Source organism: Stieleria maiorica (genome assembly GCF_008035925.1).
Lineage (GTDB): Bacteria > Planctomycetota > Planctomycetia > Pirellulales > Pirellulaceae > Stieleria > Stieleria maiorica.
Window position 1 is genome coordinate 3,742,384 of sequence record NZ_CP036264.1, and the last position, 24,962, is coordinate 3,767,345.

Annotated in this window: 16 protein-coding genes; 8 read left to right on the top strand and 8 right to left on the bottom strand. The window is 58.6% G+C overall.

Annotated elements, in window-relative coordinates; translation table 11 throughout:
* Positions 1–1,063 precede the first annotated feature (1,063 nt).
* Complete coding sequence (locus Mal15_RS12895; protein WP_147868142.1) at positions 1,064–2,434, top strand: ammonium transporter; 1,371 nt, start codon at positions 1,064–1,066, stop codon at positions 2,432–2,434.
* A 143-nt stretch (positions 2,435–2,577) separates the two neighbouring features.
* Here the strand turns inward: Mal15_RS12895 and Mal15_RS12900 are convergent, their stop codons facing one another.
* Both Mal15_RS12900 and Mal15_RS12905 read right to left on the bottom strand, forming a co-directional pair.
* Positions 2,578–3,282 carry a PEP-CTERM sorting domain-containing protein gene (locus Mal15_RS12900; RefSeq protein ID WP_147868143.1) on the bottom strand — a complete coding sequence of 235 codons (705 nt, stop codon included), beginning with the start codon at positions 3,280–3,282 and terminating at the stop codon, positions 2,578–2,580.
* A gap of 25 nt (positions 3,283–3,307) precedes the next feature.
* Complete coding sequence (locus Mal15_RS12905) at positions 3,308–3,667, bottom strand: hypothetical protein (protein WP_147868144.1); 360 nt, start codon at positions 3,665–3,667, stop codon at positions 3,308–3,310.
* A gap of 115 nt (positions 3,668–3,782) precedes the next feature.
* Between Mal15_RS12905 and Mal15_RS12910 the strand changes: the two genes are divergently transcribed.
* On the top strand, positions 3,783–5,930 hold the full coding sequence (locus Mal15_RS12910; RefSeq protein WP_233903428.1) for a glycogen debranching protein: 2,148 nt from the start codon (positions 3,783–3,785) through the stop codon (positions 5,928–5,930).
* A gap of 173 nt (positions 5,931–6,103) precedes the next feature.
* Here Mal15_RS12910 and Mal15_RS12915 read toward each other — a convergent pair whose 3' ends face one another.
* Together Mal15_RS12915 and Mal15_RS12920 are read right to left on the bottom strand one after the other, a co-directional pair.
* Positions 6,104–6,787 carry a hypothetical protein gene (locus Mal15_RS12915; RefSeq protein ID WP_147868146.1) on the bottom strand — a complete coding sequence of 228 codons (684 nt, stop codon included), beginning with the start codon at positions 6,785–6,787 and terminating at the stop codon, positions 6,104–6,106.
* A gap of 180 nt (positions 6,788–6,967) precedes the next feature.
* Positions 6,968–8,971, bottom strand: a complete 2,004-nt coding sequence (locus tag Mal15_RS12920) for a vWA domain-containing protein (RefSeq protein ID WP_147868147.1) — start codon at positions 8,969–8,971, stop codon at positions 6,968–6,970.
* A 228-nt stretch (positions 8,972–9,199) separates the two neighbouring features.
* Between Mal15_RS12920 and Mal15_RS12925 the strand changes: the two genes are divergently transcribed.
* The 5 genes from Mal15_RS12925 to Mal15_RS12945 all read left to right on the top strand — a co-directional run bounded on the left by Mal15_RS12925 (position 9,200) and on the right by Mal15_RS12945 (position 15,503).
* Positions 9,200–10,252: a hypothetical protein gene (locus Mal15_RS12925; RefSeq protein WP_147868148.1), complete on the top strand. Its 1,053-nt coding sequence runs from the start codon at positions 9,200–9,202 to the stop codon at positions 10,250–10,252.
* Positions 10,253–10,285: 33 nt separating this feature from the next.
* On the top strand, positions 10,286–12,664 hold the full coding sequence (locus tag Mal15_RS12930; RefSeq protein WP_147868149.1) for a protein kinase domain-containing protein: 2,379 nt from the start codon (positions 10,286–10,288) through the stop codon (positions 12,662–12,664).
* A gap of 148 nt (positions 12,665–12,812) precedes the next feature.
* Positions 12,813–14,183, top strand: a complete 1,371-nt coding sequence (locus Mal15_RS12935) for a hypothetical protein (protein ID WP_147868150.1) — start codon at positions 12,813–12,815, stop codon at positions 14,181–14,183.
* Between the two features lie 43 nt (positions 14,184–14,226).
* On the top strand, positions 14,227–14,970 hold the full coding sequence (locus Mal15_RS12940; protein WP_147868151.1) for a hypothetical protein: 744 nt from the start codon (positions 14,227–14,229) through the stop codon (positions 14,968–14,970).
* Positions 14,971–15,041: 71 nt separating this feature from the next.
* On the top strand, positions 15,042–15,503 hold the full coding sequence (locus Mal15_RS12945) for a hypothetical protein (RefSeq protein ID WP_147868152.1): 462 nt from the start codon (positions 15,042–15,044) through the stop codon (positions 15,501–15,503).
* Between the two features lie 319 nt (positions 15,504–15,822).
* On the opposite strand, the gene Mal15_RS12950 is transcribed toward Mal15_RS12945, so the two are convergent.
* From Mal15_RS12950 to Mal15_RS12965, 4 genes are all read right to left on the bottom strand, one after another.
* Complete coding sequence (locus Mal15_RS12950; protein WP_147868153.1) at positions 15,823–17,550, bottom strand: sulfatase-like hydrolase/transferase; 1,728 nt, start codon at positions 17,548–17,550, stop codon at positions 15,823–15,825.
* Between the two features lie 21 nt (positions 17,551–17,571).
* The gene (locus tag Mal15_RS12955; protein WP_147868154.1) at positions 17,572–18,258 is read right to left on the bottom strand and encodes a M90 metallopeptidase family protein; all 687 of its coding nucleotides are present in this window, start codon (positions 18,256–18,258) and stop codon (positions 17,572–17,574) included.
* Between the two features lie 306 nt (positions 18,259–18,564).
* Entirely contained in the window at positions 18,565–20,154 is a 1,590-nt protein-coding gene (locus tag Mal15_RS12960; protein WP_147868155.1) for an arylsulfatase, read from the bottom strand.
* A gap of 62 nt (positions 20,155–20,216) precedes the next feature.
* Positions 20,217–22,061, bottom strand: a complete 1,845-nt coding sequence (locus tag Mal15_RS12965) for a sulfatase-like hydrolase/transferase (protein WP_147868156.1) — start codon at positions 22,059–22,061, stop codon at positions 20,217–20,219.
* 330 nt (positions 22,062–22,391) lie between these two features.
* Here Mal15_RS12965 and Mal15_RS12970 point away from each other — a divergent pair, with 330 nt between their 5' ends.
* On the top strand, positions 22,392–24,878 hold the full coding sequence (locus Mal15_RS12970; protein ID WP_147868157.1) for a PAS domain-containing sensor histidine kinase: 2,487 nt from the start codon (positions 22,392–22,394) through the stop codon (positions 24,876–24,878).
* Positions 24,879–24,962 lie beyond the last annotated feature (84 nt).

Consider the following 24,962-nt stretch of genomic DNA (forward strand, 5'->3'; position numbering starts at 1 on the left):
CAGCGGACATCCGCCGGTTCGCCAGCGGCCGCTGTTCCAGTAGCCCGCTGCGGAGATCGGGTAAGAAGATTTGGGGGGTAAGAAAATGACGAATCACACCATCCATTCCATCTAGCCAATCTTCCTACCTTCGAAATTCCACTCACTTCGCCCACCCTGCCAACCCACCGGGGACAGACCCCAGACCGCCGCGGCAGACCACCGGGGACAGACCCCAGACCACCGCGGCCGCTGTTCCAGTAGCCCGCTGCGGAGATCGGGTAAGAAGATTTCGGGGTAAGAAAATGACGAATCACACCATCCATTGCATCTAGCCAATCTTCCTACCTTCGAAATTCCACTCACTTTGCCCACCCCTGCCATCCCACCGGGGACAGACCCCAGAGCACCGGGGACAGACCCCAGGCGATCGGGGACAGACCACCGGGGCAGACCCCAAGACCACCTACCTTCGAAATTCCACCCACTCCGCCCACCCTGCCATCCCGCCGGGGACAGACCCCGGACGATCGGGGACAGACCCCGGGGCGGCCGTCCCGGGGCGATCGGGGACAGACCCTGGGGCGGCCTCGGGATCGTTCGGCCATGGGCCGTTCACACCCGTATGCCTTGGGCATCGCCCAAGGTCCACATGAAAACCGAGATCAATTGGCCAACGGCGATCCACAGACTGGCCGTCGAGTTGCACGCCGCCGGAAGGCGAAAACACGCCTGCTCACAAAACTAGCAATTCCGGGATTTCTGCTTAGCGACTAAGCACGTTCAGGAGGCACTGTCCAAGTTGAGCCAATCTGTATTTTTTTCTTGGGTTTTTAAATCGTTACCCAGAAACACGTTGCGCCACCAAGGTGGGCATCTGACGAGTCATTGGCCCAGCACTTGCCAACTCAGTGCCACCGATGTGGATGCCACACCATTAAGCCCGCTTTCGACTCTTGAGCATCGTGATAGATGGCCCAGGTAGGAGTTTCCGGCGGCTTGGTTGCTGGCCGATCGAGTGTGCGTCCCGGCGTATCCGGGACCACTCAACCTATTTCCCAATTTCGAGAAGGTTTGGAATCGAATGTCTAAGTTATTGCGAGCACCACTGCTCACAGGTTTGGTTTTTGCGGGGGCATTGTGTCTAGGAGCGGTCTTCACCCCCGAGGTGATGGCCCAAGCCGAAGAGGCGGTCGCGGAAAGCGCCTATTCGTCCGAAGAGTACGTCGCATCGGACGGCTACGCCGTGTTTGCGGTCAACAACTTGTGGATCTGCATTTCCGCCGCCCTGGTGTTCATCATGCACCTCGGGTTCACGACCCTGGAAGCGGGTCTGACGCAGAAAAAGAACGCCGTCAACATCATCTTCAAGAATGTCTGGATCGTCTGCACGGGTATCTTGCTGTACGCGATGTGGGGCTTCAACGCGATGTACCCCGGCGACTTCAACGGCTACTTCGCGATGGGCAGTTGGTTCGGCGCGTCGCTGAACGACGTGTCGATGACGACGGCCGACTACAACGCCGGGTACACCTGGTGGGGTGACTTCATCTTCCAAGCGATGTTCGCTGCGACCGCCGCGACGATCGTCTCCGGTGCCGTTGCCGAACGCGTCAAGCTGCCGACGTTCATGCTGTTCTCGACCCTTTTGGTCGGTTTCGCCTATCCGATCATCGGCAGCTGGAAGTGGGGCGGCGGCTGGTTGGATCAAATGGGATTCTATGACTTCGCCGGTTCCAGCATCGTGCACGCGTTCGGCGGTTTCGCGGCTCTGGCCTGTGTTCTGCTGCTCGGCCCGCGTACCGGCAAGTACACCGAAAGCGGCATCAAGCCGATCGTCGGTCACAGCATGCCGTTGGCCGTCATCGGCGTGTTCCTGCTGTGGTTGGGTTGGTTCGGATTCAACGGCGGATCGGCCCTTTCGGCGGATCCCAAAGCAGTCTCCTACGTGTTTGTGACCACCAGCCTTGCAGCTGCAGCCGGTGCGATTTCGTCGATCGTCGGATCGTACGTGCTGTTGAAGAAACCTGACGTGTCGATGGCACTCAACGGGATCCTGGCCGGTCTGGTCGGCATCACGGCCGGAGCGGACACCGTCGGTGAGGAATCGTCGATCGTGATTGGTGCGATCGCAGGTCTGTTGGTCGTCGTCGCGATCCTCGGATTCGACAAGATCAAGATCGACGATCCGGTCGGGGCAATTTCGGTTCACGGCGTGTGCGGCATCTGGGGCACCGTCGCCGTCGGCATCTTCTCGATGGACGCCAGCCACAGCTTCGTCACCCAACTGATCGGCACCTTGGCCATCGGCGGTTTCGCGTTCGCGTTCTCCGCGATCGTCTTCGGAATCCTGAAGGTCACGCTCGGTGTTCGAGTCAGCCTGGAAGAGGAAACCCTCGGATTGGACATCAGTGAACACGGCATGGCTGCCTACAACGGTTTCGAAACCGCTTGAAACCGTGGTGTGACGACATCGTCGTGAATGATTGAACCTTCTCGGCTCTTGCCTGGGCCAGAAGATCCCAGTTACCCGGGCGTGTTTTACATGCCCGGGTCTGGGTATTTAATGGGGCGGCCGGTCGGCGATACAACGTGCCGTCAACTCCGCCGACGGCGTAGCACGATTCCAGCGACGGCGAGCGAAAGTGCCAAAGCGGAGGTCGGCTCGGGGATCGCCGTGACCGTGCCGCGAGCCACCATCGTTCCCGTGATCCCCAGGTCCCCGCCGGCGAGCGTTTCGGTGTCGCTGATTCCCATGCTAAAGAACAGGTCGTACTGATCGCCGTTCTTTGTCGCCGTCAACGTTCCCGTTCCGCCTCCGCTGATTTCGGTGCCGGCGAGTGTGACGTTGACAGGAGAAACTGTCCCGCCGGTCAGCAGGATCAGGTGTTCTGTGCCAGTGAACGAACCCCCGTTCACGACGCTCGAAGCGGGCGTCGTATCTGCGGTCGCAGTTGTTCCCACTCCATTCAACGTCATCGTTTCGGTCGGGTCGTTGGGATTGCCCGTCGGCACGTTCTCCATCGTCCAGTCGCTGCTGATCAGATTGCCGCCGATCAAATTCAAAGACGAGATCACCCCGGTTGCAAAATCGATCTCGATCTCAGCATTGATCGTTCCCGACAACTCGGTCACCGACGCGCCGATCGGAAACCCGCCTGCCGACAACGCCAAATCGAGTGTGTTGACGGTCGGGGTCGCTGGATCGAGCGTCAAGATCGTACTGACGGTCGCCCCATGTAGCGGCGGACCTTGCATCAACACAATCAGCAACAAGCCAGCCGCAATTCTTAGTTTTCTCATTGATGTCTTCCCTCGGTAGGACCAGTTAATGGCCGCCCAGTATAGACGCCACCAACATGCCAAGGCAGCTTTTCCCCCAAAAACATTCCCTCACAGCGGCGTCTCCTAATGCACCGCGTTGGGGGATCGCCGCGTTGTTCACAATCCCGTAGCCGCCCAGTTGACCGCAGACATGTGCTTCTTCGCACAGTCCACACGACCATTCATCACACTGCCGATCGCCGCGTTTCAAGAAGCGGCGCGTCTGTTCCTCCTTGTCGTTTTGGCGTGATCGATAGACGCACACCGCTGCGATGGGCCGATCCGCCTCGTTCCGTTGCTGCCCTGGCAGTCGTCCGCCGACATGACCGACGTCGTAGGCCGGCGCCTGGCGTGGGATTTGCACGACGCGATGTCGTCAAGCGACGGGGCAGTTCATCAATCGCGGTCTGCATCGCGTTTTTCATTCCCAGGTCACCAGCAACTTGATGGCGGCAGCCCGAACACGAGAGAGCAGCGCTGTGGGAGCGATTGGCAACACGAATCTGCCCACCAGTTGGTTTACGATTGAGGGGAGCGCGCATCCGTTGGGCGTGGTTTGGTTGGAAGAAGAACGGGCGTTTAATTTCGCGCTCTATTCCAATCACGCGACCGGCGTCTCGCTGCTGTTGTTCACCCCCGATCAGCTCGGCCAGCCCTGTCGACGAATCGACCTGAACCACTTGGTCAACAAATCCGGTCGCATCTGGCATTGCCGCGTTCCGGAGTCGGAATTGGGCGGTGCGATCTATTACGGCTACCAGGTCCAAGGCCCCGCGGGCGGTCGGAAGTATGACCTTCACGCGTTCGATGATCAGAAACTGTTGATCGATCCGTACGCGACGGAGATCCATTTTCCCGACAGCTTTGATCGTGCGGCGGCGATCCGACCGGGATCGAATGTCGGCAAGGCACCGCTGGGCGTCCTTCCCAGCGTCAAAGAACAGGAAGCCTCTCCCTGGAAAGCCGACCGCGTTCGATTTCATGAACACGACTTAGTGATCTATGAATTGCATGTCCGTGGATTCACTCGCAACCCCAACAGCGGCGTCGATTCCCAGCGACGCGGGACTTACTTGGGCGCGATCGACAAGATTCCCTACCTGGTCGAACTGGGCATCACCGCCGTGGAGCTGATGCCGGTTTTTCAGTTTGATCCCCAAGAAAACAACTTCTGGGGCTACATGCCGCTGAATTTTTTCGCACCGCATTCTCAATATGCCACGCATCAGCGGAATGCCGCCCGCGAGTTTCGGCAAATGGTCAGCGCGTTCCATCAAGCCGGCATCGAAGTGCTATTGGATGTGGTGTTCAATCACACGACCGAAGGCGACGAGCACGGTCCCTGTTACAGTTTTAAGGGAATCGACAACAGCAGCTATTACATCACCACCGGTGACCCCGCACATCCCTTCGCCAATTTTTCGGGCACGGGCAACACGCTGCATACCAAGAACCGTCACACCGTGCGGATGATCTTGGACAGCATGCGCAGTTGGGTCCGCAACTACCATGTCGACGGGTTTCGGTTCGACCTCGCATCGGTCTTCAATCGACGCGGCGACGGCTCGGTTTCGTCAAGCCAGTCGCGGTTGGTTGCCGCCATTCGCGCCGACCCGGTGCTGGGAAAGGTGCGATTGATCGCCGAACCCTGGGACGCGGCGGGGCTGAACCAACTCGGACAAGGATTCCCGGGCAAACGCTGGATGCAGTGGAACGGGCGGTTCCGTGACGACGTTCGCCGCTTCGTCAAAGGCGATGCGGGGTTGTTAGCCGAGATGGTCCGGCGGATGTATGGCAGTGACGACTTGTTCCCCGATTCGCTGAACGAAGCCTGCCATCCCTACCAAAGCGTCAATTACATTAATTCGCATGACGGATTCACGTTGTACGATCAGGTTTCGTACAACCAACGTCACAATTGGGTCAACGGTGAACAGAATCGGGACGGGCACCGCGACAACCATAGTTGGAATTGTGGGGTCGAGGGGGATGCGGGCGCGAGCGATGAAATCATCAAGCTGCGAATCCGACAGGCGAAAAACTTTTGTTGTCTGTTGATGCTTGCCAACGGCACCCCGATGTTTCGCGCCGGTGATGAGTTTTTACAGACCCAATACGGCAACAACAACCCCTTCAACCAAGACAACAAATTCAGCTGGCTGGACTGGGACCGACTGCAGGAACATGCAGTGTTCCATCGTTTCTTTCGCATGATGATCGCCTTTCGCAAGTCACACCCGACGATCGCACGCAGTCGTTTTTGGCGTGAGGACGTTCGTTGGTACGGCACCGGAGCGGACGTCGACTGGTCGTACGATGCCCGGCAATTCGCCTACTTCCTTTGCGGTGAATCCCAACGCGACATCGATTTGTACGTGATGGTCAACGCCGACTGGAGGCCGCATACGTTTTCGATCCAGCACTACGAGTCATCTGATTGGGAAGTCGCCGTCAACACCGCCGCCGCGACGCCCGATGACATTTACGACAGCGGGCAGGGGCCACGTCTCCGGTCACGACAATTCTCCGTAGCCGCGCGATCGGTCGTCGTTCTCCGCTCGTGTCGAGCCACCGAGGCGGACGCCGAGAAAGCCGAGATCACCGGACCGCCAAACAAGCCGCGCTAAAGACACCTCGTGCTTCGTCGACCGCAACTCCATTTTCGTTTTAGACGATGTGTTCCGAGTGTCACCGTGTTCTCCGAACTCGGCGGATCACAAAAGCGGAGCGTTGCCCCGCGCCGACCTCGGAGAGGACGGCGACTGTCCGGCCCAATCGAAAATGATGCTGCCGTAGACGACTAGTCGTCCGCCAACAGCCAGTTGTAGTTCCAGATCGGGTTGCCACAGTCGACACAGGTCTCGCCGTTGTCCAACACCCCCGCCTTGCAACTGGCACAGTCCGAGATGCCTGGCAGCAAGAATGTTTGGCGGTCGCGTTCCTTGGCCGCCAGCTGGGTGGCACCGAACGCAACCGCGACCACGATCCGTACCGCCGACGGCATCAATTGATAGAGCACCAACGGGCACTTCCGCGCCTCCGGATACACGCGTTCCAGACAGCTGGCAAAATGCCGACGCCGACCGTCTTCGTCCTGTTGGGCATACTCATTGACCCGTTGGCTGATCGGGCCGTTGCCGAAACTGCCGCCCAGTCGCAGTTCCCCTAACCAACCGCGTACCCAGTTGTGATCGGCGACGAAACCCGCGTTACCAGCGAAGTCGGCCGCTTCGATGATTTGCCAAATATCGATCTCGGCCTTGGCGTTGTATTCACTTTGATCCAGTGAGATCGGAATGCTCATCGAGTCCATTCCGAAATAGCGTTCGACGTCGAGATGAATCCGGTGGAATACCAGATCACGGACCGTGTTCAAGCCGATCGAAAGACTTTCCACGATCCCGATCCCCTGCCCCGTTCCCGTGACCTGATCTAAGGACGCGGCGGCTTGTGTGTGCCTGGATGAATGATGTGTGCTGGTCATGATCGCAACTTCTACCCCCCTTGCTCCATTCAATATAGCGGTCTGCCGAGACACGCAGCGCGAGCAGTCTTCAATTTGGCGAGATTGGTTTCCCGCCCGCGCTGCCGCCGGAATGACACGTCGGAGCAAATCCCAAGCCAATCGGCCGGTCGATTGGCATTTCAAAATCACGTCGTCGAATCAGTCGATCGACCGCACAACCACACGCTCGAAGCAAATGTTGACTTCGTGTGCCGGGCCCCGGCCGTAGGTCGTTTCGGATCGGTTCCAGGCGTAGAATCCGAGACGCGGCTTGAATCGCAGCAGTGTTTGTTCACCGATACGTATCCACTCCATTTCGTCCTTCTGCTCCGTGGGTGCATAGACTTCGGCGGTGTACTTGCGTCCCTTTTTGGTGATTTTGAAGATCATCGTGACTTGTTTTCCACGAACGTGGGGCAGCGACTGCCGCGTGCCCGTTCGGTCCTCGCCGAGCACTTTTTCGAACTGCAGCTGCGGGTTGTAGTTGTAGCCGCCACCTCCGAAGGCCGCATGGCCCAGGAACAGTGCTGATTGATGATCTTGAAACAAGGCGATTCCGACATCACTGTTTTGATTGGTCAGCCGCGTCGTGGCCTGGACCTCGATTTCATAATTCCCACTCGGCAGTTCCCGGTCGAGCAACACCAGGTTCTTTAGCGGATCGGTTTCGTCACCCGGAATCCCGAATTGCGAGACGATGTTCAGTCCATGTTGGATGCCGATGTGGCTGGCAGACGGTTCAAGGATTTCGAATTCTTCGTGAAACGTCTCGACATCGTCGAACACGGTGAAGAAGGCTGCGTCGGTGGGCGGCGTGTCCGAGACGGTTCGTCGAAAGACATTTTCGATCACCGCAAAGTTATCAAACGTGGCCGTCGCCTCGGGTTTGTTCTGCCAACCGTTGGCGGCGATCAACGCGGGTCGGGCGGCATCGAATCCCGCGGCTGCTTGTGCTCCGACCTCACGCCAATCCACCTTGCCGGTCTTGGGGTCAGCGACCTTGACATAGCCGGTGAACACAAACCCGCGTTTGACGATCTTGAGCGTCATAAAGTCGGACCCGGCGGCGACACCGGTCGCGAGCGAGTTGGAGACCGGGGCAACATGGTCGCCCAAGACCTTGCACATCGTGAATTTGCGTTCGATGTTGTTTCCGTAGGGATGTGCGGAATACGCCAATTCGATCACGTGTCGGTCATCGGCCCGCAATTGTAAGGCCGCTCCCTGTCCGAGTGACGAAATCGCAAAATCCAAGTCCACCGAAACCTCGTAGTCGTCGGCGACAATCGGATCGGTGCGTTGGACCACGTTCTTGGTCTGATCGGTGTCGTGCCAATCCCCGACGTGCGGGCTGTTGTTTGCGTCGTCGGTGTGTTGAGAAAGAATCAACAGTTCGCCGTCGATGGCCGCGTATCGATCGACGTCGGGCCGAAGCACCGTCCATTGTGCTCCTAATTCCTCCGAATCGAATCGGTCGACCACAAGCTCGTTGCGTTCCAGTTCTTGCACTTCGGTGGTTCGCAGCGCCGTGCGGACGACCTCTGTCAACGCCGTCCGCAGTCCCGATGCGTCGCGTGCGAGCACAAACTCCCCACCGCCGGCTGACGCGATGGATCGCAACTGGGTTTCCTGTTGCGGATCGACGCCGAAACCCACGACATGAATCTTGATCTTGAAACCGGCTTCGCGAAGCGACTTGGCCACCGCGACCGGATCACCGCCGCACGTTTCGTTGCCGTCGGTGACCACGATGACGGATTTTGGCGTGTCGCGGTTGCGGGCCAACAAGACGTCGCGACCGAGCAGCAGCGAGTTCGCGATCGGCGTCGCGCCAAGTGGTTTCAAGGCGGCGACGGTCAACTGGTATTCCGCCTGGACGAATGGGGCGATCGGCATCCGCAGTTCGATGTCTTGGCAGGCTCCCGGTTGTCGAGACGTCGTGCGGTGTCCAAACAGCATCACACCCACGTCGTGGTGCTGGAGCGTGGCAGGCAATCCCAGCAACGCCGACTTGGCCGCATCAATTTTGGAGATTCCCTCGGGGGTCGTTTCTTGCATGCTGCCGGACGAATCGACGATGACCAACACATCCGCGGCTGGAGTGGTGGCACGCGGCAACATCACGACGAGTGCGGTAGCCAGACAGAGCATTTTAGTTTTCATGATTTGAACTCGTTGGTTAAATCGGCGATGGGGCGGGTCAGAATCCCGCGTTCGACACCAATACCGACTGTCGTTTCCGATCCTGCGCCGTCATTCAAAAAAGTTTTCTGCGGTTTTCGATCTCAAATCGCGCAGGCCCGCCGCAACACGTCGGTAGGAAGCAGTGAGCCCGGCCCGATCGAGCTCATTGCGACCACGTTCCTGCCCAGCCCCGAAGAGGATCTGCCGATGCCCACACCGAAAACAGCTCCCAAGAAACGAACGCCCACACCCAAACCGCCCCAGGATTCGAAGGATTCCAAATCCGGAAAAAAGCCGATGGCCCTGATATTGGACGGCAAGAAGGTCGCCGAATTGCTCTCGACCGCCGCCAGCGCGTTCGCGATGAACAACGTGCTGACCATCGAAACGGCAAAAGACGAGGGATTCTTTGCCAACGTGGCGAACTTTTGGGCCAGGGGGACGCCGCGATCACTCACCAAGACCAGCCTGGATGCCAACTTGTATCGGGCGCGGCGAAAAGAGGCATTGAAGATCTATTCGCGTCGATTCTTCGAGAAAATGGAAGAAAGCCCCGCCGCCGCCCTGGCCTATTTGCGGACCAAACAACTCGAAATCCAGCTCAATCGCAAAGGGATTGCGATGAAACGCAAAATGGCCAACGCCGTCAACGACGACGTGATTCGCCAATTGAATCTGTCGATCAACGCAGCTTACGGCGTCCAAACGTCGATGAGTGTCCTGTTTGTCGTCGTCTCCGGCGGAGCGGGGCTGACGTTCCTGGGGGCAATGGGCGCCGGTGTCGGATACTCGATCGCCTGTAGCGTTGCCAAGACGGTCGCCGAGGGCAAAGGCGCCAAACTGGTCGCGTTGTCGATGATGCCCGCGATGACGCTGGCATCGGCATCGGGCATCGCCAGTGAAAGCATGCTGAAGAGCTTTGGCAAGGACATCAGCGATGAGTTTTTTCAGGCCTCCAAGGAAGCACACCAGCGGGCCGCCCGCCGCCTGGAGCGGATCGAACAATCACGCACTCGCCAGGCACGGCAAGGCGCCCTCCGGCGAGCCCGCGCCAATGTAGCCAATACCGGTAGAAATCTTCGCAACTTGAAAATCGCACGGGTCGGCGTCAAAGGCCTGTCGTCGGCAGTCGGTATACTGTTCATGTTGCCGGAAATCGAAACCGCAATTAAATTCGATTACGCCCAGCAGCAAGATCGTCACCCTTCCAAACGACGCCCGGATTTGATCGGTCACGCCAAGCGATTGACGGGCCACTAAGCGACCGGCACTGAGATAACGGATCCGCCAGCGATGACCAGTGACCAGCCGATTGACCCGCCTGCTGATGCGACATCGCATCGGGACGGCGAGACGTCGTTTGGCGAAGAGACGCTGGAATCCTCGCACCATGCCGAGGCTCCGATCCCCGACAGCTTCTTCAGCAAAACGTCCGACGCCCCACCTGCGTCCGATCCAGACGACGATCCGGTCCCCGACCGAATCGGGGACTACGATGTCATCGGAACCCTCGGCAAGGGTGGCATGGGGATTGTTTATCTGGCGCGTCAAAAAGCGGCCAATCGAACTGTCGCGCTGAAGGTGATTCGCCCCGAGCACCTGGCCGGCATGACCGCCGAACAACGTGAGCGGGCGTTGACCCGGTTTCGCACCGAAGCCCAAGCGGCGGCACGGCTGGACCATGAGAACATGGTGACGCTGTATGACGTCGGTGAATCCAATGGTCAACAATTTCTCTCGATGCGGTACGTCCAAGGCCGCTCGTTGGCGGAGATCCTGCGTTTCGGACCGATCGACAATCGTCCTGCGGCGACCTACATCCGCCAGGTTTGTCGGGCGTTGGACGAAGCCCATCGGCAAGGCATCTTGCATCGCGACTTGAAGCCGCAGAACATCCTGATTGATGCCAAGACAGATCGCGCCTTGGTGACGGACTTCGGACTGGCCAAACTGACCGAACAGGAGGACGGGCTGACACGCGACGGCGATGTGATGGGCACGCCCCAGTACATGTCGCCCGAACAGGCCCGTGATTCGGCCGGCGTGACGGTCCGGTCGGATGTCTACGCGATCGGCGCGACGCTCTATCATATGCTCACCGCTCGGCCCGTCTTCCAGGCCGCGACCGTTTGGGAAACGCTTCGCCAAGTGATGGATCGTCAACCGGTTTCACCGCGTCAGTTGAATCCCGCGATCGACTTGGACCTTGATACGATCTGTCTGAAGTGTCTGGAGAAGGATCCCACCGGCCGCTACAAGAGTGCCGGGGACGTTGCGGACGAACTGGATCGTTACCTTTCCGGCGTTCCGATTCTGGCACGTCCGATCAGCACCTTGGGACGCTTGCGGCGTTGGAGTCGACGCAATCGATTGATCGCCGCCAGCGCCGCGACGGCATTGGGGTGTCTCGTGTTCGCGTTCATTGCCGTCAGTGTATCACTGGTGCAAACCCGTTCGGCGTTCGAGCGTTCGGAGCTGAGTTTCAAACAAGCGCTCGACGCCGTCAACGATTTCTTCACCACCGTCAGCGAAGAAACCCTGCTCGATCAACCGGGATTAAAACCCCTGCGGCACGACCTGATGCGTCAAGCCCTGCAGTATTACGACCGTTTTCTGGTCCAGCGGGCAAATGATCCCACGATCGCCGACCTGATGGGCGTCACGCATTACCGCGTCGGCTTGATCACCGCCGAAATCGAATCCCACGAAGCCGCACTGGACCATTTTGACCGGGCGATCGAAATCCAGCGTCGCGGCCTGGAGGATCGTCCGCAATCGCAAGTCGGTTTGCGGGAACTCGCCAATTCATACAACGCCCGTGGCGACAGCCTGTATCACCTCGGTCGCTGGGAATCGTCGCTGAATTCCTTTCGCCAGTCGAAACGGCTGAGGCAACAACTCGTCGAGCTTCAAAGCGACAGCATCGAGTATCGGCGGCTGCTGGCCAACGCCGACATGAATCTTGGCATCGTGTTCAAACGCTGCGGAAACCTCCCGGCGGCGTTCGATGCGTTGGGAGCGGCGACAGAGCTTCGTGAACAACTGTCGCAGGAACACCCTGATCATCCCAGCGTGCTGCGTGATGTCGCCAAAGGCTATTACGCCCTTGGCGGTGTCTACGCCCAGCAGGGGATGATGGATTCGGCTCGAACCTACTACGATCGCGCCATCGATTCATTTTCACAGCTGGTGCAGATGCCAGGGGCCATTGACGATCACTACCTGCTAAGCGGCAGCCATTTCGCGCGGGCCGGGCTGCTGGAAGAGCCCGCCGGCGCGATCGAAGGCTTCCGTCGTGCGATGCGCGAAATGGCTCCCGTTGCGGCCATCAATCCGAATGTCGACAAGTACCAAATGATGCTGATCAACTGCGGGTTCGAGATCGCCTTCCGCTACGAGCAGCTGGGGCAGATCGATGACGCCGCGTCGACGCTGCGGTCGGCAAGCCGCACCGCGATCGCGCTGGCCCGGCGGGATGACCGTTCCGCGCAGGAAGTCGCACGCATCCTGCTGGAACTTGCGCGTTTGGAATCATCGGGTCAGGGGGAAACGGCGATGTGGATTCACTATCAACGGCTGGCCACCGATGCGCTTGAAGAATTGCCGCAATCGCCGACCCTGACGCAGCTCGTTCAGGAAATCGATTCCCGCGTCGAGTCGCTGTCAAATTAGTCGGGTCACGCCCCCTGTGTCGATGATGACCGTCGATGTGGGTGTCGCTGCGTGGTCCGGAAGAGATTCTTGACATTTCGAAGCGAATCACTTCAGTGGCTCCGATACCCTTCTTGTGAGGACCAAACTCCAACGGAAGGGATTTGCCATGAACGGATTGCAGGCCAGATTCGCGTTCGCCACGCTCTTCCTTTGCCTGAGCGTCGAGACATCGATCAGGGCACAACAACCCGACGAACCGGCGTCGTCACCGGCTCCGATCACCAGTGCCGACCGAAGCGATCAAGCGGTGCCACCGGTTCCCGCCACGCCGTCGCCCCAGTCCCCCATCCCGTCGCCATCCGATGGTGAACAGCCACCGGCGACACCGTCGCAGTCGGTTGCACCAGCGCCAGTCCCCTCGCTTGCGCCCCCATCCCCATCGCCGTTTGCTTCGTTTGCACCGACGACACAGCCCACCAGCATGCTCGATTCGTTGCTCGGCCAATCGCGTGCCCGCTCACGAGGTCCGATGAACCGTTTCGCACGGACACCCGAATTCTTCGGTGACATCCTGGTCGGCGGAGACTCGGTCGTGGACACCGGTCTGGCTATCGTGCGAAACGATCTTCCGTTGGCAGCGTCCAGCCGTCGCGCCAAGATCGCCGATCACAACAAGGCCTATCCGGTCGACCGTGCGTTCATCAACTACCACCACTTTTCGGCCGCCCAAAACCAACGGCGATCCGGCGTCTTGGACGAAAACGCCGTGGATCGATTCACCGTCGGGTTCGAAAAAACCTACGATCAGGGCCGCGCGTCGGTGGAATTCCGTTTGCCGTTCGCGGAACGATTCACCATCGACGATCCGGATTATCGTTTGGTCGGGGGAAACGTCGGTAACCTGGCGATCATCTTCAAGCGGCTGATCCACCAAACCCAGACCCGCGCGATCGCGGCGGGCATCGGGTTTGACACTCCTACCGGATCTGATGTGCGGGGCGAACTACCGCTTCAGGGCGTCGAATTTGAAGTCGACAACGATTCGATTCACCTGCTGCCGTACATCGGGGTCGTGGGTGCCCCCGGTGACCTGTTCTATCACATGTCGTTTCAACTGGACATTCCGATCAACGGCAACACCATCGAAACAGACACCGGCGGATTGATCGAGCGGGGCGTGCTGGACGAGACGTCGTTTTTCTATTTTGACATCTCGGCAGGGTACTGGTTTTTTCGTGAATCTTGTCGATGTCCCGGAAGGGGGCGTCTGGGACTGGGCCGGCTGACAGGGCTGGCAGGTGTTGTCGAGTATCACCTCAACAGCACGCTCGGCGACGGAGATTTCGTCACGCTGGGAACCGGCTTTGCATCCTTCGGGACGCCGCAAGATCTGGGAATCTCAAACCTGACCATCGGATTGCATGCCGAATTGGATTACCATACCAAGTTGCGTGTCGGCGGCGCATTTCCGCTGTCCGAAGAACCCGAACGATTCTTCGACGGCGAATTCATGCTGTCGTTGATTCGTCACTTTTGACACCCCGGCGACGATCCGTACCACTCACATCGGCAAGTGCCCGATGGCCGATGATTCATTCCGAGACCAGAACTTCTTTCCGACCACCAATTGGTCGATCGTACGTCATGCCGGCGATCGAGACGATGTCGAACAATCCGCGGCACTTCAAGAACTGCTCACGCGCTACTGGTCCGCGCTGAAGGTCCATCTCGTCAAATCCCGTCAGGTCCAATCCAGTGACGCCGATGACCTGGTCCAGGGATTCATCGAATACAAGATTCTCGAACGCGACTTGCTGGCGGTCGCCGAGCCGTCGCGTGGACGTTTCCGAAGCCTATTGATCCACTCGTTGGACAACTACGCCAAGAACGAACTGGCAAAGCGTCGGGCCAAAAAACGTGCCGCCGATTACGCGTTTCCAATCCCCGACCACGAAATCGGCGTCGGTTCGTCGGCGGCGGCTGGTATCGGCAACGCGTTTGACGTTCAATGGGCACGATCCGTCCTGTGGGAAGCCGCCGATCGCATGAAGCAAGATTGTCGCCTCAGCAGTCGGGACACGTTGTGGCAGGTCTTCTACGGTCGAGTCCTCGCGCCGATCTACGAGAACGCCCCGCCGATCAGCTACCAAGCGATCGTCGACCAATTCGAGTTTCGTTCACCAACACAGGCCTCGAATACGTTGATGACCGCAAAGCGAATGTTCGCGCGATCGCTGCGTTTGGTGATCAGCCAATATGTTCACAATGACCAGGAGATCGAACAGGAATTAGTGGACCTTCAGGAAATCCTGTCGCGAGCGTGATCAGGCCTTACGCCTCACGGACTCGCCACTCCTCTCTCGTCACGCCGTCCAACTGCACTATGGGAACGCTGATGGAACCCAACCCGAAAACGCTCTCGCAGCTTTTTCAGCTCGATCACGAGGGCGAATTGTGGCGACCAGACGAATACCGTTCGATCTTTCAGCACCAGTTGCACGTTGACGTCTCCGAGTTAGCGAGCTCCGAACATTCAACGGATCCGGCTGAGACGAATTCGACGCCGATCTCGATCGACACGTTGCTGATGTCGCAGCGGCCTTCACCACAGGATCTGGTTGCCGTCAAACAGTTTGCAAAATCGAGTGGGGCGGCCCCCGATGGTCCGCTACCCAAACCTGTCGCGGCGGTGCTCTACCTGCTCGCGATCGCCAAAGCACTTCAGGCAACCGAGACGCGGATTACGGAATTGGATGACGATTCGTTGAAGACGAAACTGACGTGGGCCGCTGGCCAAACCTGGCTCGACGATCACTTCCGCGTGATGCTCCGCGCAACCGCACGGCGATTGGGCTGAGTGTCCGCCCGCCGCGGTGCCCAGTTGATTCAATCGTTTTCGATGAATGAAATGGACCATGCGAGTACGAATCGCAAGTGAGTGGATCCGTCTTGTCCCATGCTCGCGCTGCGGACTAGCTGGACAGCGCCACTTTGACGTAGCTACGCTCGCCAGAGCGTGGAAAACTTTAACGTAGCTACGCTCGATGCGAGCGTAGAAAACCCCGGAGATCCACCTTCTGGCGAAGGTAGCTACGTTTGGCCGGCGATTCACGATGGTTCTTGTGCAAAGTGGCACTGACCAGCGAGTCAATCAGCAGGCCGTGGGCGAACTCCCGCTACTCTGCGTCGATCACGGCATGGGCCGTTCGGTCGCCGACGACGAAGTATCCCAGCGGGTGCTCGTTCGTGTCGGTGATCAACCACACCGCGCCGGGGCGTGTTTGCAGCGGCTTTCGCCAGCCGGACTCCAGCGTCCCGAAGGACTTGGGGGTTCCCCGGCGATCCATCCAAAACACTTTCACCGGCTGGTCGCGACGGTTGGTAAACACGACATCGAATCGATTGCCGTCTGGCTTTGACGGCGGTGCGCCGGACTCCGTTGCGGCGTGCCACGCCAACTTCTGCAGCGCCTCGTCACTCGGCGCGACATACTCGGCGAACTCCGCGGGAGCCGACGCACGCATCCGGGCGATCCGTGCCGCATGCTCGGGCTCGGACGCCAAGTTGTTCCACTCGTAGCGATCGTTTCGGGTATCGTACAGTTCGTGATCCCCGTTGTCATATTGAATGAAACGCCATCGTCGCTCGCTCAGTCCATAGTTCCCCGGTCGATTCAAATAGGTGATCGAGACGTGTGGCCACTCGGCCGCGGGATTTTCCAACAGCGGTAGCAATGACGGACCATGGTTGGACTCTTTCGGCGGCAGTCCGGCCAACTCGGTCAGCGTCGGATACAGGGACAGCAAGTTGACCGGGGCGTCACAGATCGTGTTCGGGGGAGTCCCTGCCGTCAGGCCCGTCGTCCCCGGAGGAACCCGGATCATCAGCGGGACACGCGTGCAGGCGCGCCACGCAGTGTACTTTTGCCAATGCTGTTTTTCACCCAAATGCCAACCGTGGTCACTCCATAAAACGACAATCGTGTTGTCCCTGTTCGGTCCGCGTTCGAGCGCATCGATCACGCGGCCGACCATCGCATCGGCGAAGGCGATCGAAGTGAGGTACCCCTGAACGCCCTGCTTCCATTGACCGTGTTTCAGAATATGCCCGAAGTATCGATTCGGTCCGCGTCGCTTTCCCTCCGGGGGCAAATCATCCAAGTCGTCTTCCCGGTAACCCGGCGGCAATTGAATGTCATCGAGCGGAAATTGATCAAAGTATTTCTTGGGGACGAACCACGGCTCGTGAGGACGATAGATGCCGCAGGCCAGAAAGAACGGTTTGTCGTGCTGTTTGCCCAGTTGCTCGCCAACCCACTTTGATACCAAATAGTCTCCACCAAATTCCTCGTCCGTCACATCCAACGGCCCCCAATCCGTTTCGCGGTACTGCCAGGGACCACCGACCGGCAGACTGACGGGCCGCTTTTCCGGATACAGCGTACGCGGAAACGGATCTTCGGTTTCCTTGGGCGGGTAATACTGATCCCAGGATTGTTGATCGATGAAGTAGTGCAGTAACTTGCCCGATCCGGCGGACCAATAACCATGCCGCGAGAAGTACTTCGGCAGCAGTTCGGCATCGGGCAACAACTCGCGCATCTTTTGGCGATTGTCGTAAAGCCCGGAAACATGCGGCGAAATCCCCGTCATGATCGCGGTCCGCGACGGATTACATGCCGGCGCGGGACAATGCGAGTTGGTAAACAACATGCTGACTTCGGCCAGCCGATCTAAATTCGGAGTCGCCGCTTGGGGATGCCCGCCCATGCATCCGATCCAATCATTCAAATCGTCGACGGCGATGAACAAAACGTTGGGTGGGGCTGCCCGGACAGGGACCGGTACCCCGAGGCTCAAAACGGCAACCAGACAGAGGGTAGAAATCAGCGAGCGATGCAGCATGATTTGGTCTTTTTCAATCGGTCAGTGGTCATCCCACAACTGTCTTAGCAACGCCGCCATCCTGGGATCGTGTGCTTCAAGCTCGCTGCGGTCAAACGGGTAAAAATCATTGCGTCCGAAAAACGCTTCCGAGGTCTCCGCAAAGTACTCGCGGTCGTTTGTCATCGCGTAGGCCTTCTCCGTCTTGCCGTTACCTCGCCGGACCGCGTCGTAGCGGCCGCTCCTCTTGGCGACGTCGTACCTCGCACGGATTTCCGCGTTGTCAAACCCGAGCACTTGGTCGTGATAGGCGTGCGCGAGTTCGTGGATCACCAGCACGGGCATTCGCTCGACTTCCCGTTGAAACTGCGGGATGTTCGTGAATTCGACACAACGATGAAGCTTGGGGTGCCGGCCTTGCCTGGCCAACCAGCCCGCCCCCGGGTGATACTCCCCGGTCGGACCGAACCCCTTGTACTTGGGTGAGAACCAGATCGGAACGTTGATCAAACGAGACACCGCTGATTCCGGTAGCAATTGTTTGACCGTCCGCAGTTGTTCGCCCAACAATTCGAGCGCACGTTCGGTCGCTTCCGGGTGCGAATTCAAAAGTGTTTCACTAACACGGACCGGCCAGCCCTCGACGGCACGTGACGAGTATCCGAGAACGGCGGCGCGAGGATCGTCGCTGCGAATCCAATCGGCTTCCCGCTGCTGAGCTTCAAGCATCGGTGTTTCATTCGCCGCAAGCTCTACCGTGACCTGTGCCGGCGTTTCGGAAACCTTCTGCCCCCTTAGACCCTGTGGAAGGAGGCTGAAGCAGACAGTCAAACCCAGAACTCTCGACAACTGGTTGCAGCATCCGGCCTTCATCAAACACCCTTTCGTGTTGGTTCGTCTCGGTCCAGAACAACTGTATTCAGCAAGACCGGTTCGCGCAAGCCCCATCGCGTCCAATCGACTTCCATTTACTTGGGGGACCGAGGCCCCGAAAGCCGTTGGCGACCTTCGAAATCACGGTGATGAGACCAAGAACTATTTTGCCGCCTTCATGTCGGCGCGGTAACTGTTCATCGGTTGGGGCGGTTTGCCGGTCACCTTTCCCCGTTGCTTTGCCGGCAGGTGGTCAACCTCCTCGGCGACCTCGTGCCACAGCGCGATCAACTCCTTCGCCTTTTCCGGATACTCACCGCGCAGATCGTTCAGCTCGGAGCGGTCTTTGCTGATGTCATACAGTTCCCACTTGCCGCCGTTTGCCGAGACGATCTTCCAATCGCCTTGCCGGATCGCCCGGTTCTTGGAAAACATGAAATACATCCAAGGGTGCGGTGTTCGTTCTTGTCCCTTCAGGATGGGCAGCAGGGACTTCCCTTGCACCGGCGTGATCCGGCGGCCTTCGAATTCGCTCGGGTACTGTGCGCCGGCGACATCGATCAACGTCGGCATGAAATCGATCAGGTGACCGGGCTGGTCGGTGAAAGATCCCGGATCGGTCTGCAATCCGGCTGGCCAGTGCACAATCAGCGGAGACGAGATCCCGCCTTCATGTTGATTCTGCTTGTACCAGCGGAAGGGAGTGTTCCCCACGTGGGCCCAGCCGGTGTCATAGCACCAGTACGAATCCGGATCCCAGGGGCGCAGTTCCTTGCCCCGCGTCCGCTCGAACGGACAAGCCCCGTTGTCGCTGCAAAACATGAACAGCGTGTTCTCGAACTGGCCGGCGGATTTCAGATGATTGACCAACCGACCGATGTTCTGGTCCAGGCAATCCACCATGCCGGCGAATGCCGCCATCCGTTCCTGTTCCCACAATTTGTCCGCCTCGCTGAGTTCCTCCCATGCGGGAATGTAGTCAGGACGATTGCTGAGCGCAAATCTCGGGTCGATCAATCCGCTTTCGATCTGTCGCGCGTAGCGTTGCTTGCGGATCGTGTCCCAACCATCGCGATAGCGTGTCCGATATTTTTCAAAATCCTTGCGTTTGACGTGCAGCGGATAGTGCGGTGCGTTGTAGGCCACATACAGAAAAAACGGTTTGTCGCTGGCGGTCGCTTCGTCGACAAACTTGATCGCGTAATCCGTGTCGGCATCGGTGGTGTAAAAGTCTTTGCCGAAGTCGTTGAAAGGTTCACCGTTGATGCGAAACGTCTGATCGCCGGTGAAGAAGTTGGTCGCTCCGCTGAGGTGTCCGAAATAGCGTTGGAATCCGCGGTCGGTCGGCTCCTTTTTCAAGTGCCATTTTCCGGACATCGCCGTGAAGTAACCTGCTTGATTCAAAACTTCCGCCAACGTGACGGCGTTGTCCATCGCTTCATTCCCGGCTTGCTGGCAGTACAGCCCTGACAGCAGGCAGATTCGCGAAGAGTGGCATTTGGCGGTGTTGTAGAACTGGCGAAACCGCAACCCGTTTTGGGCCAAACCGTCTAGCGTCGGTGTTTCGATTTCACTTCCGTAACACCCCAGATCTGAAAACCCGAGGTCGTCTGCCATGATCAAGACGATGTTGGGCCGCGAGGCCGCCGGTTCGGCGGCTCCAAGCGAATCCCAAAATGGAATCGCCAAGCCCAGGGTGAGGATCGCGCCGATCGTAAACCGTTGCAACGTGGAATGCTTGAACATCGCCATGGTTCTCTTTGAAATGAAATTGGATGCGTCGGTCGTGATTCCGCCGCAGTCGACGACTCGCCCTACTTGGCCCGCTTGTTCTTTTCCGGCTTGTCCGCCACGTCCATGTACTCTTTCATCCGATCAACGTAGCCGCCGTGGTCAAATTTGCACAACTTCATCGATTCGGTGTAGGGTTCGATCCCGTCCCCGATCCAATCGATGATGTTGAACACCTTTAACGAGGCATAAGAGCTCTCGCGTAACAACTGGTTCCAGCATGCTTGGGCGGCCGCTTTGTCCCCGTCTCGGTACAGGATCCAGGCCGCCATCGCACGGACATGATGTGATTCATCTTGCAATGCCGGCCGAATTTCCGACATGTCCAGCGGCGCCGATTCCTGCAGGTTGAAACATCCGACGATCGCCCAGTAGCGAACGCCGGAGTCTTTCGCCCGCAGGTCTTCGTACAAGCGTCCCAGGTTGTCTGGATTCTGCTCAAGAGCCCGCGCGGACGCCTGCTGCAGTGCGGGAAGATCGTACAGGGACGGGGTCCGCACCATGTCAAAAATCGTCTTTCCGCTCGCTTCACTGCGACGGACGATTTCGCTCTCGGGTAGCAAACCGGCATCAAAGTGTTCCAATTGCCAGCGGTCCAAGGCCTTGCTCAATCGTTTCGCGTCCTCGGCATAGCGGGGATCGTCGATCAAATTGTGAACGTTGTCCGGATCGACCGAGGTGTCATACAGTTCCTCCATCGGCTTGGTTCCGAAGAAACGGCCGGTCACCGCGTCGGTTTTGCCGGCGCGATGATGCTCCTCCCACGCCTGGGTCGCACGCATGATCCACAAATAATTCAGATGCTGTCCCCAGGGGGCGTAGGGCATGTAATTGCGGATGTACAAGAAACGACGGTCGCGGATCGCTCGGACGTTATCACAGCGTTCGTCCATCCGGGTGCGGAAACTGACGTGGTACTCTCGCGACTCCTTGTTCGGACCCAAGAACACCTTGCCCTGCAAATAATCGGGCTTCTCCGCACCGCAGATGTCCAACCAAGTCTTGGTCATGTCGATGAAGCTGACCAGATCGTCGATCTTGGTGCCGGGCTGGGCGGGACGTAGATGTTTGAATTTCTCCGGGATGCGGACGATCAACGGGCAATGCGTTCCGCTGTTGAACAAGAACCGTTTGCTGCGGGCGATCACGCCGCCGTGGTCCGAGTTGTGAATCACGATGGTGTTTTCGGCCAACCCGGACTCCTCCAGCCGCTTCAGCGCCAGCCCGATGTCGGCATCCATCTTCTTCATCTGGTCGTGGTAGTGTGCGTAGTTTTTGCGGATGTCCGGAATGTCGGGATGGTATTTCGCCAGCCGTACGTCATCGGGGCTGTGCGTGGTGTGGTTGACGTCGCCGAATGCCCTGGACTCGTGCGACTTGGTGCTGTTGATGACCATAAAGAATGGTTGCCGTTGCTTCAGCTGGTCCCAATCGGTCTTGTCGGTGTCCCAAGCACTTTTGTCGTCGCGGCCGCCGATGTTGTAGTCCGTCTTTTTATCGTTGCCGACGTAATACCCGGCGTCCTTCAACAGGTCCGGGTAGTACCGGATCCGATCGTGGGGGATCGGATAGCGGCTTCGCATCGGGTGCGTTCCCATCGACAACGCATGGACGCCAGTGATCCACGTGCTGCGTGACGGTGCACACACCGGCGCGTTGGCGTAACAATGCATGTACTGAAACCCTTCGGCCGCCAGGGCATCGATATTGGGCGTGTCGGCGTGGGGATTGCCATAGCATCCGACCCAATTGACGTTGTTGTCTTCACAGGTCAGCCAAAGGATATTGGGACGCTCGTCGGCGACGGCGATTGTGCCGGACACGATGGCGAGGACGAGGACAAGAAACCGAACAAGGCGATGGGGCATGGCGTGACCGGCGGGGGAAAGAGGAAAGGCGGGGAGGAACAGCGGGCAATCCGATCGGGATCAATCGAAGAATTCGCCCGACGAAGAAGCGTCCGATTCTAACTGGACACGGTGGCTGAGGGTGCCGCTACCAAGCGAAGATGGATCCGATTTGAGCGAAAAAAACGCCGCCGCGATTCCCTCGCCTGCTGCGTCGCGATGCGGCGGCGAATCATCTAAAATGCCGGCCCAGCGCACCCGGCCGGGCCACTCGCCTGAACCGGCCGATGTGCCAACGCCATCATTCCGCCTCAACAGCGGCTGAATCACGAATCGACGGGAGAATCGGAGATGCCCAGAGTCGAGGAGACTCGCAGTGAATTGCTGGCTCAACTCGCTGAGATACAGGCGAAACTCGCGCGACTGGACCAGTCCGATCCGCCCGAGCGAGCGGCGGAGGAGGAGAGGCATTCGGCGGACGCGTCTGCATCGATCGGGATTGCGCCACGCGATCCCGGCCGCGCCGATGTGGGCTTGATCGAATGGGACGCAAACGACGCCATCAGCCGCTGGACCACACAGGCGGAACAGATTTTCGGCTGGAAGGCCGAGGAGGTTTTGGGGAAACGCTGGGACGAGTTTCGCCTGGTGCACGAACGGGACATCACGCTGGTCCAACAGGCGAATCGCGAGTTGCTGGAAGGGCATGTCGATTTCAACACCTGCTTCAATCGCAACTATCGCAAAGACGGGACGGTCCTGAATTGCGAATGGTTTAACACCGTTCGACGCAATGACCACGGTGAGATCGTCGCCGTCGTCTCGCTGCCCCACGACGTGACCGGGCGTGTGCGTGCTGAGAGCCACATGCAGCACTTTCAAAACGCGATGCGGATGATCACCGTCGGTACGTCGCGGTCGACGGGGCTGGCGTTTTTCCAAGCCCTGGTTCGCTACATTTCCCAGTCCTTCAGTTTTCGATACGTGTTTGTCGCCTGCATCGATCAAGAGCATCCCAATCAAGCGCGGACCATCGCCTTTTGGTCCGACGGGCATTTGGCCGAAAACTTCGTTTATTCACTCGCCGGGTCCCCGACCCAAAACACCGTGATCAATCGGTCGATGGAATTCTGTGCCGATCACGTCCGACGGCGTTTCCCCAATGACGCCACGTTGGCTGAGTTTCATGCCGAAAGTTATTTGGCCACGCCGCTGGTCGGATCGGCCGGAGACGTCGTGGGGGTGCTGGCGGTGATGGATGACAAACCGATGGAGGATCGCGGGGACATTCGCGAAATCATCGCGCTGTTCGGCGATCGGACCGCAATCGAAATCGAACGATCGATCGCCGAGGCCTCTCAGCATGCCAGTAGAACTCGGTTGCGGGTGCTGACCGAACAGTTGCCGGCGGTGCTGTGGACCACCGACCTGGATCTTCGCTTCACGCATTCCACCGGTGCCGGGCTGAAGAGTCTGAATCAGAAGCCGGGCCAATCCGTCGGGCAAACACTATTCGAGTACTTTCAAATCGATGATGAGAACTTTGGTCCGATCGCGATCCACATCCGCGCACTCCAAGGGATCTCCGGCACGTCGGTCGTTGAATGGGCCGGGCTTGTTTTCCAAGTCTACGTGGAACCGCTTCGTGACCCGTCCGGAAAGATCATCGGCACCATCGGATTGGCCCAGGACATCAGCGAACTCAAGCGGGTTGAACAGTCCCTGATCCAAAGCGAGGAGCGTTTTCGCCGGCTGATTCAGCACGCCCCCGAGGCCGTCGTCTTGCTGGACACCAAAACCGGGCACTTTGTGATGGTCAATGAGGCGGCGGAGAAACTGTACAAGTATCCCGCCGAAAAGTTGCTGAAAATGGGGCCGCTGGATATCAGCCCCGTTGTTCAAGCCGATGGCCAGTTGTCGGCCGAAAAGAGTCGCGAAGTCATTTCAAAAGCTTGCGCCGGTGAAACGCCGATCTTCGAATGGACCCACCGCGATGCACTGGGCAATGAAATCCCGTGCGAAATCCGGTTGCTATCGCTCGAAGAAGGTGGACGCACCATTATCCGCGGAAGCGTCACCGACGTGACCGAAAAGAAGCGCGCCGAAGAATCACTCAAGCGGCTGGAATCCGAACTGGCACATGTCGCCCGGGTTTCCACGATGGGCGAGATGGTCGGCGGACTGGCACACGAGTTAAATCAACCCCTGTACGCGATCCAAAACTTTGGCAAAGCCTGCGGGAATCTCGTCGCCGCCGAGGGAGCCATCGACCGCGATCGATTGCACCAGTGGCTCGACAAGATCACCTCCACCGCGCAATTCGCCGGCGAAATCTTGACCCGGTTACGCAGCTTTGTGTCTCGGGAACCGATCAACAAAACCACCCTCGATCTTGACGAAATCATCCAGTCGGCGCTGATGCTGACCAAACACGATGCGCAAGTCGCCGGCATCCGCGTCGAATACACCCCCGCCCCGCGGTTGCCACCGGTCAAAGCCGACAACGTGCACATCCAACAGGTTCTGGTCAATCTGATCAAAAACGCCTTCGATGCAGTCCAGAACCGATCCGTCGGCGATCCCGTGGTGCGCATCTCGACGGAAAAACAGGGCGACCGCGTGGCCGTGACGGTCGCCGACAATGGGGCCGGTTTGCCGCCCGGTAACGTCCCGATCTTCGAAGCGTTTTGCTCCACCAAAACCAATGCACTCGGATTGGGCTTGGCCATCAGCACCACCATCGTGAAAGCTCACGGGGGGACCTTGCAAGCGAGCAACGGACCGGAGTTCGGCGCCGTCTTTCGCTTCACTCTCGCGACCGCTCCGCAAGCCGATTGATCGCGATCGGCCGCTTGGCCACCACTCACGTCCCATCAAGTAGAATCTGCGACTGCATTTTTTCCCCCCGCCAACGTTGCTGGA